Source organism: Thioalkalivibrio sp., from assembly GCF_041690275.1.
In the GTDB taxonomy this organism is placed as follows: Bacteria; Pseudomonadota; Gammaproteobacteria; order Ectothiorhodospirales; family Ectothiorhodospiraceae; genus Thioalkalivibrio.
In genome coordinates, this window is the sequence record NZ_JAWLHP010000042.1 from 17,897 (window position 1) to 28,257 (window position 10,361).

At 64.4% G+C, this 10,361-nt stretch carries 6 protein-coding genes; 1 reads left to right on the forward strand and 5 read right to left on the reverse strand.

All coding sequences use genetic code 11. The features are described 5' to 3' along the window. Positions 1 to 193: 193 nt before the first annotated feature. The 3 genes from ACESMN_RS09410 to ACESMN_RS09420 form a co-directional block, all read right to left on the reverse strand. Positions 194 to 2,521 (reverse strand): HDOD domain-containing protein, encoded by a 2,328-nt coding sequence (locus ACESMN_RS09410; RefSeq protein ID WP_373053340.1) that lies wholly within the window; start codon positions 2,519 to 2,521, stop codon positions 194 to 196. A gap of 865 nt (positions 2,522 to 3,386) precedes the next feature. Continuing rightward, positions 3,387 to 4,394, reverse strand: a complete 1,008-nt coding sequence (locus ACESMN_RS09415; protein ID WP_373053341.1) for a hypothetical protein — start codon at positions 4,392 to 4,394, stop codon at positions 3,387 to 3,389. Positions 4,395 to 4,951: 557 nt separating this feature from the next. Continuing rightward, positions 4,952 to 5,863, reverse strand: a complete 912-nt coding sequence (locus ACESMN_RS09420) for a homocysteine S-methyltransferase family protein (RefSeq protein WP_373053342.1) — start codon at positions 5,861 to 5,863, stop codon at positions 4,952 to 4,954. Between the two features lie 220 nt (positions 5,864 to 6,083). Here ACESMN_RS09420 and ACESMN_RS09425 point away from each other — a divergent pair, with 220 nt between their 5' ends. Then, complete coding sequence (locus ACESMN_RS09425) at positions 6,084 to 6,263, forward strand: hypothetical protein (RefSeq protein ID WP_373053343.1); 180 nt, start codon at positions 6,084 to 6,086, stop codon at positions 6,261 to 6,263. 54 nt (positions 6,264 to 6,317) lie between these two features. On the opposite strand, the gene ACESMN_RS09430 is transcribed toward ACESMN_RS09425, so the two are convergent. Together ACESMN_RS09430 and ACESMN_RS09435 are read right to left on the reverse strand one after the other, a co-directional pair. Then, positions 6,318 to 7,604 (reverse strand): glycosyltransferase, encoded by a 1,287-nt coding sequence (locus ACESMN_RS09430; RefSeq protein ID WP_373053344.1) that lies wholly within the window; start codon positions 7,602 to 7,604, stop codon positions 6,318 to 6,320. Beyond that, complete coding sequence (locus ACESMN_RS09435) at positions 7,601 to 9,853, reverse strand: hypothetical protein (RefSeq protein ID WP_373053345.1); 2,253 nt, start codon at positions 9,851 to 9,853, stop codon at positions 7,601 to 7,603. Before ACESMN_RS09435 ends, ACESMN_RS09430 begins: the two co-directional genes overlap by 4 nt. Positions 9,854 to 10,361 lie beyond the last annotated feature (508 nt).

Below are 10,361 nucleotides of genomic sequence, written 5' to 3' on the forward strand. Positions count from 1 at the left end.
GTTTCCCGACTGTCTGCGGTTAGATTTCCTCGATCGGAAGTGGTCCGCTTCCACCCTCATAGCGGACCATTAGCTATCAGGTGCGACCTCTTGGCTTACTTCGGCTTTCGGCCCGGAGCGGTCGGCCAGCCTGGTTGGACGAGTGTCCTGAGTTGATGGGAGAGCCGACGCTCCTCATCGCGTCGCTGGTCGGTCAGGCTGCCTGTGCAGTGCTAGCTGAGGAACAGGGGAGAAGTAACTGGAAGCGCGTTCCGGCTGGACTACTGCTGCACAGAATACTGGCACCCATCTCATCTGTCAGTCGCTTGACGATGCTCAACCCTAGGCCTTGGTGCGCCGAGCCCTTGGTCGATTCCACCGGCATGAACAGCCCATCCATGATTTCCCGTGGTAGGCCTGGACCGTTGTCCTCGATGACCAGCTCTGTATAGCTACGACCGCTGACGCTCACCGGATCGCTTGTCGCGACACGGATGCGTCCCCCACTGTCCAAAGCCTGGGCCGCATTCCTGAGAAGATTGGTGAGGATCTGGCGAATGTGATCGGGGGAGTGATTCGCGGGTGGATCGGCAGGGGACAGTTCCACCTCGATGGCGAGGTTTCGGGCCACACCCACCGAGGCTGCGAACATATCGGTCACCCGACGAACCAGATCGTTGAGCGACGCGGAGCCATGCCCCGAGTCTTGCGGGTGTTCGCCCATGCGCATCAGGATTCGACCGACCCGCTCGATCTCTTCCCTGATGACGCCGATTTCGTAATGCGCGTCGTGGTGCTCGCCAAGCTTGATACGCAGCGTGGCAAGATAATTCTGGATGATGCCGAGAGGATTGCTGGCCTCGTGAACCATTTCTCGGACGTTCTGTTTGAGGTTCGCCGTCTCAGCGAAGCCCATCTGGGTCTCATGTTCGGTCAACGCCCTGACGATCTGCGTTCCGAGGGTCTGAACAAACGCAGCCCGTTCCCGCATGCGTGAGAGTTGCCCGGGTGCGAGACCGAGAACCAGCACCCCGAAATCCTTCTCCCGTCTCGCCAGAGGCTGAATCCAGAGTGCCTCTGCCGAACAGAGGCCAAAGATCTGCTGGTCGATGACCGAGAGCCCGCCCCGTTCCGGTGCCCTCGCTTGAACCATGCGGTGGTTGAGCAATGCATCGGTGACGAGACTGCGCCCTTCTTCCAGCCGCAGTACGAAGGTTGGCTCCGCGTCGTCCTCTGTCCATGCACGGAGGTAGGCCGAGTCCGGGTCGATCAGAAACAGCAGGGACTTCTCAACCCCGAGCGCGAGAAACACCGCCCGCTGCACTGCCGCGTGGGCTACCTGTGGCGACGTTACCTGGGCCAATTCTGCTCTCAATTGTTCGAGTTGTGCCAGGTCCTGGAGTCGTTCGGCCAACCGGTGCCGATCGTTGTCACTCTGGACCTCGGAAGCGTCCCCGCGGCTATCGATCTGCAGGGCAGTCGCGAGCCGCGCGACCTCTTCCCCGGCGTGACGGTGCAACTCTCGGGTCAGCCCCTCGTCCAGTCCGAACAGCAGATCGGCGGAGGTCAGCACCGGATCTGACACGACTTCGCTGCGGGCCATGGCGTAGGCCAGGTTGACCAGCTTCGCCAAATGATGCGCGTCGCGGATCCTGTGCACCGGCTCGAGATGGTAGCGAACGGCGTCGATGATAAAGGGATCCAGTCCCCAGCCTTCCAGAAGCGCCACGGCAGCTTCAACTTGATCGGGCCCGAACGCCGCGGTCACAGAGTTAAAGTGGCGTGAATCGTCATCGTCAGCCGGCTCTGTCAGCAAGCGATCGTATTCCGATTCAACGGCGGTGAGATGGACGAGACGTCCAAGATCGGCCAGCAATCCGGCAAGATAGGCCTCTTCGGGGCGGCGGTAACCCGTGAGGACTGCCAGGGCCTTGCCGAGGCTGGCCGTGGTCAGGGCCCTCCGCCAGAGCCTGTTGAGGAAACGCTGCCTGCGGGGACTGAACTGCTCAAACAGCTGCTGTATCGCGGCCTTGATCATGAGGGCCTTGACCGTAGGCAGTCCGAGGGTCCGCATGGCCTGTTCGAGGGACTCAAACCCCCGTCGAGGCTTATCGGGAATGGAGCTCGCTGCCGCGATGACGCGGGTAGTCAGCCCAATATCCTGGAGAATGGTATCGCTGAGCTTTCGCAGGTCGGGGGCGTCATCCTGCAACACATCGAGGATGCCCACCAGCACCCGAGGAAGACTTGGCAGTGCGTCCATGTTCCCCTCATGTCTGGGTGGCAATGGACGCGAACGTCCGTGGTCAATCCACCGTGAAGCAGCCTTTGACAGACGCCCCCGGTGGCTCACGCTCGACGTCCAGAGTGGTGGCTTGGATTGCGCAACCCCCGGGGATTCCGTTAACCGGTGCCGCAGTTGTTTCTGCCCTCTCCAGATTGCGGCAATCGCACTACCAGAAAGGTCGATGACCCTTTCTGCGCTGGAGTCCACGGGACCGATGGCTTCACCGGTGATGTTTCTGACTTCGTTGGTGTTCATGGCGTCTCCTGGCTCTGGACCAGATACGGGCACCATCGCGCTGGCACCTCCACCCGAACGGCGGGTTCATCTAGCGCCGCCACTGAGGCACAGCACCTGTGCGAACTGATCACGTCAGCGAAGGGCTTTGTACAATTCCTGTATCGGAATGGTAGCGATTCGCACATACCAAGGCAGCCTGAAAAGTGCACGGAAGAAGGCGAGCCGCCCAGCCTTCCCTGTATGCGCTGCAGGAAGCTTGGGCAGGGACTGGGGACGCGATGAGCGAGTCCTCCGACAGGCTCGCGACGACCGGCAATGGGATGAACCCGGTTATGGCGAGCCTGTCGCAGGACGAACGGAATGGATTTGTTTCGCGTTTCCCACTGCCCGTCCCGCCAAGAAATCTCGACAGGCGCCGCCATCGGCTCCGCTGCCGGCGGTTGCCCATCCAGGTCGTCCGAAACCCACAGACGCACCGTACCCTCGGGCACAGGGATCCGTTCGCGCGCGTCGAACCATGCAGTCACGGCAGCCTGCGGAACATCCAGCGCGTAACCCGCCAACTCCACCCGAAACCCACCGATGGCTGGGCAAACCCGGCCGAGTTCCCGAATCAGGATGTTGGCCCCGTTCCAGTCCCGTTCCATGGAACGAACCTCCTGGGCGGTGACCAGACTCGAAATCTCGACACAGCGCCCGAGGCAAGGGTAACCACACCCAGAAACGCCACCAGCAGACCCTCGCGCAGGATGGCGGATGGCACCAGGCCCGCAAGCGCCGAGAACACGAGGATCAGGGCAATGGGGTAGAACCAGCCAGAACCCTGGAAACCCCGGAGTCTGGCAGGACTCCAAATCGTCGTCGTTCTGTTGACCATTGCGTGTCAGCGATTGCCTGCGTCGAAGCGCCACATCTTCAGGCTGCTGCCACCGCCTTCCGCCCGCGGGCGCGCAGCGCAGGCGAGCAGTTCGTCGTCGCCGCGCCAGGCAAAGGCGTAGACCTGGCCGTCCAGCAGATCCGGCTGTCCAGTCTTCTCCACGACAAAGCTGCGGGTTGGCCGGGCGAAGCGCCAGCTCGTTTCCTCGTGCAGTGTGTAGGCCAGCCGCACTCGGGAATCCGACCAGGCGTAGCTTCCGACCGAAACCTGATCGGACAGCGAACTGCGGGCCTCGTGGCGGACCAGCGGACGACCATCGGCAAGGCGCAGTTCGACCGCGCAGCAACCGTCACGAAGGACTTGCAGTCCGCCACGGACTTCGTCGGGGATGACGGCCTCGCGGTGCGATTGCCATTCGACCTCGGGCGGACGGCGGCAGGACTCGGGCGGCGCGGAGACTGGAACCAGTTCCGAGTCGGGTCCGATGTCGGCCCGATACCAGGGGCGTTCCGCATCACCTCGCTGGCCGGAGCTGCGCACGAATACGCCCTGTCCGGCGTCATCCCAGCACAGGCTGGAGGGAGAGAAGGATGGGCCCTCAACGCGGTCGGCCGGTCCCGCGGGCAAGACCAGCCGCCGGCGATCAACCTCCAGCAGTGCCGGCGATAGGATCGGAGAGCGCCTGCCGGTGTCGGCATCGGTATGAAAATACCGGGTCCAGAAAAGCATCCAGTCCCGATTTGCCGAAAAACTGACCACGGGAAGGGGACTGCAATACACCGAGCCGAGGTCGACCAGCCAGTCGGCGGCCCTGCCCTCCGTATCCACTGATGGCGAGCAGGCCACAACCAGCACGGCGGCTGCGCAGTAGAGAAGACCGCGACCACCTCTCGTAAAGAACGCCACCTCCGGGGGTGAATTCATCCTCGGCAGACCAAGACCCTGCTCGTAGAAGCGAACCGACTCCTCCAGATCCCGGACGCCAAGGGTGATCATGCTGATCCGTGGCTTCATGCAGGAACCTCCTTTGTTGTCGCGGAAATTGTGCTGAAGAGAAGCTGGAGTTGCGATGATGGGGAGGTTCTGTAGAGCAAGGTTCAGTGTCCGCGTTTCGTGGCCACGATCCGTCCGCGTGTGGATGCCTTGCTTTTTCATCAACACAACGCGAGCGGCTTGGGACAACAGAAGTTCGCAGCGCTTAATTACGTAGATCGGGCGTCAGCAAGGAGGCGGTTTGGAGACTTCCGGGCAGGTCTCCTCTCCGGCTGCTTCGGATCGATTCCGGTCTCTTCCGCCCCCCAGCCAGGTCGGGGCCATCCAGGATCCCAATGAGCTGAAGCCCGATGGAAACACGAGACCAGCGCCGGCGATCAAACCTGCAGTCATGTGCGCACAGCGGAGATACGTCGCAGGACGACCGCGGGACTCTCCGCTGATCATCGGGCTGAGCACCTCAATCGGCGTGCGGAAGGTGATCTCGAATGCACCCGCGTGGCTGCACCCGCCGTTGAAGGCGCTGGCCTGAGCTCTTTCGACAGGAGCAGCCAGGACCTTCACTGTTCCAAAAGCATTCAGGAAGCCACGAGACGGTATCCCTGTGCGGTCAGTCTCTCGGCGAGAGCGGCAATGTGAGCCGGGCCAACCTCACAGCAGCCACCCACTACGGTCGCTCCCTGCCTGGTCCACCGAAGTGCGTGCTCGGCGTAACCGGCGGGGTCAAGATCGGTGCGCGCCTCCAGCGAATCGACCGTACCGCCCGGTTGCAGTGGGGCCACGGAAGTAAAGCCATTGGCGTAGCCGCCAAACGGCATGCCAACCCTTGCAAGCTCATCCATTCCGGCGGTTACCGCCTCAGGTACCGAGCAATTGACCAATACCCGCTCAGCGCCGGCGTTCACGACCTCCTGGGCCGCCTCTGCCAGTGTCTCGCCGGAGCGCAGGCGCGTGCCATCGCTGTCGTCCACCGTGAAAGAGACCCACACGGGGAGGCCGCTTTCCGCAGCCGCGATGGTTGCTGCACGGGCCTCCCGGGCGAGCGACATCGTTTCGCAGAGAAACAGATCCACCCCTGCTGCCTGAAGTTCCACCATGCGGCGGTAGTCACGCAGACAGGTGGCGTCATCCGGCACGACCTCCGGGTGATAGCTTCCGACCAACGGGGGAAGACAGCCCGCGATGCGCACATCCTGGCCGCTTTCTTCGCGCGCCTTGTGGGCGGCGTTGAGCGCGGCAGCATGAAGCGGCTCCAGCATCTCGGGATTACCGTCGCGCGCAAGGCGCTGCGGTGTCGCGCTGTAGGTGTTGATCGTGATGACCCGGGCACCGGCATCAATGAAGTCGCGGTGTGCGGCCGTTACCAGATGCGGTTCATCCAGCATGACCTGCGCGGACCATAGCGGTGACGCGGGCCGGCTGCTGCGCCGCCTGAGCTCTTGGCCCATACCTCCGTCCAGGAGCACTACGTTGTCATTTTCAGCAGTCATTGGTCACTATCCTTTTGCGGTTGCCAACGCCATCTCACTGCAGCGTCCCCCATTCCGTCCCGCGACCCGTTCCATGAGTGTTGTGATCAGGGGATTTCGGTTGATGGTGGTCGCCGCCATGCGGAAGTGCAAGTGGCTCCGGCATTGGCGGTGCGCGTCTGGGCGCTGCCGATCTCCTGCTTGATCCTGAGAGCGACGGCAGGTCGACGATGGAGCAGCATTGCACGCTCTTGCCATCCTTGTGCCCGAGGGTGGCGGTGGCCATCCAGTCGGGTCGATGCGACGGGCAGCGTTTCTCGTAGAAGGATTCCTTGACGGTCAGCGGCTGCCCGACGATGCCGGCTACATTCCGCTGCCGGCCCAGATGCGGATGACCCAGCGCCGCGAACTGCTGGATTGACCCTTCGCACCTGATGGCCATGCGCGTTGCCGCCCCCGGTCTTGCGTGACGCGCTCACCGTTCGGGCCGCCCCTGCTCATCGCTGCGGAGCGCCGCATCGCCCGCGCCTGCCACGCTATTGAGGATATCCCACTCGGTCGTGATCGCCTTCATCAAATCGGTCCAGGGACCTTCGTCGCCCTCCCTGTGCTCCGGCCGGCGCTCGAGGAGCGCGGCATAGCGGGCCAGGGCCCGCTCCGCCGAGCGATCCATCGAGAATTCCACCGCGGTGGCGCGCGCCCCGCGCGACAAGGCGCGGCGGTCCGCCTGTGGCAGTCCGACCGTTGCGGCCAGCGCCGCAGCGAAGGCAGCCTCGTCCTCGTCGTGCACCAGACGCCCGTTGCGCCGGTCCGAGACCACCTCGCGCACCCCCGGTGCGTCCAGGCCGACGACCGGCAGGCCTGCGGCCATCGCCTCGGTCAGCACCATGCCCTGCGTTTCGCTGGTCGAGGCGAAAGCGAACAGGTCCATCGCGTGCAGCGCATCGGCGAGGTCTTCTCCCTCGCATACCCCGGCAATATGCAGGCGTCCTTCCAGCCCGGCGTCTTCGAAGCAGGCACGCACTACGGACTCGGACGGGCCGGTGCCAACCACCAGGAAGTGGACGCGGGGATCCTCGCCGGCGACCCGGGCCACGGCCCTGGCCAGGAAGGCCAGGTTCTTTTCCGGTGCCAGGCGGCCCAGGTGGCCAATCACGACGGCTGCCTCCGGTAGACCCATGCGTCTGCGAAACCGCATCCCGTCGCCGTCAGCGAAGTCCCGCACACGTACCCCCGTGGGAATGACGTCGATGGGCACGGTCACGCCGCGTTGGCGAATGATGTCGCGGATGCTTTCGCTGGGCGCAAAGACCTGACTGCACAGGTTCGCGTACTGTGTGGCGAGTTCGATCGCGAAACGCTTGAGCGCAGGCGAGTCGCCCGGAACGTAGTGGGTGTATTGCTCGTAGAGCGTGTGATGGGTGAATACCAGCGGTAGATCGCGGCGACGGGCGAGCCGAAGGGCGGTGGATCCGAGCAGGAACGGGTGCTGGGCGTGCACGAGATCCGGTCCAAACGCATCGACCTGTTCACTCAGGCCCGGATGCAGTGGCAGGACGACCGAGAAATCACTGGCGTTGAAGTTCTGGATGGCCGGGATCCGGATCACATCGGCCTCGTCCGCTGGCATATCGGGGAACTCCGGCGCCAGCACCAGCACCTGATGGCCGCGGTGCCGGTATTCCCCGGCAAAGGCCTCGACCGAACGCGCGACTCCGCCGACATGGGGCGTAAAGGTATTGGTGGCGATGAGGATCTTCATCGCGATGGTTCCTGGAGGGTCAATGGCACGTCGCCGCGGTCCCCCTCCGTCGTGACAGGCTTGAAACCGGGGAGTTGGATCTCGAGTTGCGGCGATCGATCCCGCCATTCGCCGCGCCATTCGAACACCGGCGTGTCGCCGGCACGCGGCCGGATGCACAGCGACACGGGGCCGAAGGAGGTCGGCGCCGGACCGAACCGGATCGGTTGTCCCTGGGCGAGCCAGCGCTCCGGGATGCCGCCTCCCAGCACCAACCCGTCCCCTTCCTCGCGCACGAAGCAATTGCGCAGCATCAGGACCCACTCCGCCGCGGCCCAGACATGATGTCCATCCCCCATGCAGCCACCGCCGGTCGCCGGATGGATGGCCTCCGGCCACTGCCCGGTCGGCGAGGCAATGGCCGCGACGGTATCCATCAGCGCCAGGTAACGCGGATCTCCCGCCCGTAGCAGCACCTGGGCCACATGCAGAGTGAGATACGCGTTCAGTCCGGAGTGAATCATGTCCTGATAGAAGGCACCCTTGACGAAACAGCGCTCGAGGAGAAATTCGACGCTATCGAGCAGACGCTCGTCGCGGGCCGCACCGAGTTGTAGCGGGTAGCCGAGCGCGAGCGAGCCGATCGCACCGGCGTCCAGTCTGCGGTACGGGGACGCCGGCATCGCCGGGCGTTGCAGTCGCTCGGCGCAACCGGCCAGGCTCCGGTCCACCGCGGCCGAGAAGGCGTCGGCGGCTTGCCCGAACTCGAGGGCTTGGTCAGGATCGCCATCGGCGCATAATGCGGCCGCGGCTCGCAGGCCGCCGATGCCCCAGAAATCGTCCCAGAAGTAATAATCATTGGGTCCAAGGTGCTCGGCGCTGAAGCCCGGCGGCAGCAAGCCTGCATGCGGCGCGTCGATGGTGTCGTCTAGGCGCTTGCGGACGATCCAGCGCGCCCCCCGCTGAAGGGGCTTGCGCCACTGCGGCGGTAACGCGCGCCCGGTGAGTTCCGTGTAGCGCCGCAGAATCCACAAGACCTCACCGTTGGCATCCCATTCGCCTTCCTGGGAGCGGAAGTAGCCGAGCGGCGTCTGCCGTTCGGGGAAGTGCTCGAGCGCGCGTTGCGCCCGGTCGGTGAGGCCGGTACACAGCAGGGCATGGATGATGAATGCGGCGTCCCGGAACCAGAACCGCTTGTAGGTGTACGGCCCCGGATACACGTCGTCGGGCGAGTGCAGGACCAGGGAGGTGACGGCGGCATCGTACAGGAACTGGTAGTGCGGCTCGGGGCAGTCCAGGCTGCAGCGGTCCCGATAGGCGCGATCCCAGGCGTCGGGAACGGACGGGACGGCGTCCTCCCGGGCAATCGGCAGGGAGACGGTCACCTCGGCGGGTTCCCCGGCCTGGACCGGGAACAGGGCCGCGGCGGTGGCCAACCCGACATCGCAGCGCCCTTGTGTCTGGTCCTCGCGGTCCTCGAGGTGGATGTGGACGTCGCCGTGGTGGTAATCGGACACATGGTGACGCTCGGCGGGTCGGCTGAACCGCAGTTCGGGGGCATCATCGACCCGCCAGCCATCGCGGCCCGGCAGCAGCTGGACCTCGTGGATGAAGCTCACGCCTTCCGGATTCTGGGGACGGAGGGCCAGGACAAGCCAGCCGTCGCTGTCGCTGCGTGCGGTGAGCCGGAGCTTGCAGGTGGGCGAACCGGTCTCGAGTTCGACCCACGCCCGGCTGGTCAGCATCATCCCCGGGCTTCGCGTCTCGGTCGTGACGCTCACCTCTGGCGCCACCTCCTGATACTGTCGGCAGTCGTCGGCGCGGGAAGGCAGCAGGTAACGGCCATTGCGGGCCATCAGCCAGCCGTCCAGCGAGAATCCATCGAGCCGTGGGGTAAGGAGGCCCCGGGGATCGACGATCGGCAACTCGTCGACATCCGGATAGCCGATGGCCGTCCAGTTCCGATGCGTGAGGTTCACGTGCGTGATCGAGAAGGCGCGCGGAACGAAGGACGGATCGTTCGGATTGAACTGACGCTCCACCCAGTACGGCCAGACCCAGTCGAGGTTGTGCTGGATCACCCGGCTGTTGATCAGGCCGCGGGCATGAAACACCATGCCCGCGCGCAGCAACTCGATGGGCACGCCGACCTCGGAAGGTTGTGCGAAGCCGTGCAGGCGGGACAGTAGCGCGACCGGGTCGAGAAAGCCCTGCCGGCGGGCCACGTGGCGAATCACAAAACGCCAGGGAAGCCAGTTCATCCAGGTCATCGCGGCACCTCGCTGTGCCTGTCGTTTTCCGTGTACCGGGACAGCGCGCGCCGTACTATTCGGTCCGGGTAAACGATCGTGATGATGGTGGCGAGGACGCCCGCCAGATAGACAGCCATTGGGATGGGGAGCGGTTCATGCCCCCGGCGCAGCCTGTCTCGGGATTTGATCCCAGACTACCCCGAAACGTGGGCCCACGGTCAAACGGTGTAATTGCCCCCACCTGAAGACCGGCATGGGGGGGTGCGGACTCGCGCTGGCGATCCCCGCCTAGTGGGCCATGCGGAAAGTTCGGTGACTATGGAGCACAGCCAGAAGGGCCGGAGCAAGGCGGGCAAGTGCAGGAACAGTGGGCCTATTTCAAACTTGCCCAACGCAGCGCCGGCGCTTCTGGCGAAGCGATCTGGTACCGAACTTTCCGCATGGCCCACTAGGGCCCGCTCCTGGTTGCACGTTGCCTCGTGTTTCCGGAGTCATGCGACCTCCGGGAACGGATCACGCGGCTGGA

Excerpts from the sequence above, each read along its gene's own strand:
- ACESMN_RS09410 (WP_373053340.1), bottom strand. The coding sequence starts at position 2,521 with ATGAACACCAACGAAGTCAGAAACATCACCGGTGAAGCCATCGGTCCC.
- ACESMN_RS09415 (WP_373053341.1), bottom strand. The coding sequence starts at position 4,394 with ATGAAGCCACGGATCAGCATGATCACCCTTGGCGTCCGGGATCTGGAG.
- ACESMN_RS09420 (WP_373053342.1), bottom strand. The coding sequence starts at position 5,863 with ATGACTGCTGAAAATGACAACGTAGTGCTCCTGGACGGAGGTATGGGC.
- ACESMN_RS09430 (WP_373053344.1), bottom strand. The coding sequence starts at position 7,604 with ATGAAGATCCTCATCGCCACCAATACCTTTACGCCCCATGTCGGCGGA.
- ACESMN_RS09435 (WP_373053345.1), bottom strand. The coding sequence starts at position 9,853 with ATGACCTGGATGAACTGGCTTCCCTGGCGTTTTGTGATTCGCCACGTG.